This window comes from Brevundimonas sp. GW821-FHT09G01 (assembly GCF_059416065.1).
The window spans coordinates 1-518 of the sequence record NZ_JBWKOL010000019.1 but is presented as its reverse complement, the minus strand read 5'-3'; the positions used below and the strand labels follow the sequence as shown (position 1 = coordinate 518).

The following is a 518-nucleotide window of genomic DNA, read 5'->3' as shown; positions in this document are numbered from 1 at the left end:
CCCATGGTGATCGGAATGTCGTCGCCCGGGAACTGGTACGACGAGAGCAGCTCGCGCACTTCCATCTCGACCAGCTCGAGCAGTTCCTTGTCGTCGACCAGGTCGACCTTGTTCATGAACACGACCAGCGCCGGCACGCCGACCTGACGGGCCAGCAGGATGTGCTCGCGCGTCTGCGGCATCGGGCCGTCAGCGGCCGAAACCACCAGGATCGCGCCGTCCATCTGGGCGGCGCCGGTGATCATGTTCTTCACGTAGTCGGCGTGGCCCGGGCAGTCGACGTGGGCGTAGTGACGGTTGGCCGTCTCATACTCGACGTGCGCCGTGTTGATCGTGATGCCGCGCGCCTTCTCTTCCGGCGCAGCGTCGATGTCGGCGTAGTTCATCGCCTTGGCGCCGCCGGCCTTCGCCAGCGTCATCGTGATCGCCGCCGTCAGCGTCGTCTTGCCGTGGTCAACGTGACCGATCGTGCCGATGTTGCAGTGCGGCTTGGTGCGTTCGAACTTTTCCTTGGCCAT

At 64.9% G+C, this 518-nt stretch carries 1 protein-coding gene; it reads right to left on the bottom strand.

The window, feature by feature from the left end; genetic code table 11:
- Positions 1–518: GTP-binding protein (locus AC07NB_RS17630; RefSeq protein ID WP_494572547.1), on the bottom strand; the 518-nt coding region annotated here is incomplete at its 3' end.